This window comes from Treponema sp. R6D11, from assembly GCF_054786075.1.
In genome coordinates, this window is the sequence record NZ_BDHD01000824.1 from 1 (window position 1) to 494 (window position 494).

Annotated in this window: 1 protein-coding gene; it reads left to right on the forward strand. The window is 33.4% G+C overall.

Annotation, left to right across the window (positions count from 1 at the left end):
* On the forward strand, positions 1-269 hold a 269-nt coding region (locus ACYVTD_RS16325; RefSeq protein WP_461248723.1), incomplete at its 5' end, for a hypothetical protein.
* Between the last annotated feature and the right edge of the window lie 225 nt (positions 270-494).

Below are 494 nucleotides of genomic sequence, written 5' to 3' on the forward strand. Positions count from 1 at the left end.
ATTTAAATGAATACCGCATTGTCGATTCAAAAGACTGTTTTATCTATATGGAAATTGAAAAGCAATTTTTACCTTGGGCTATACGCGAAGGAACTTACCTGTTAAAACAGATAGACGAAAAAACATTTGAAACCGTATCTTCATTTCCCGATGGGCGATTAAGGCTTACAGTAGAGAATGAAAGGCGAATTATTTTAACGCCATTATTCACTTTGCCTAAAGACGAACGAGGAAGACTTGATCCACTAATAATACGTCGTCGGTTATAACCGAAAACAGAGATTTTAAAACCACCCGGGCAAGATAACCGCATAAAAGCCAAGTTTTGCTCGGGTTTACTTTTTGGAAGTTATACAAAATATCAATCCAAAATTGGGTAGAAAATATTAATTTTTTACTTGACGTATAGTTTTGATATTGGCTATTGATTGTGATATTAATAATATTATCAATGGTTTTCTGTTGTGCAAATTCTTTTTTGCTATCATCCAATG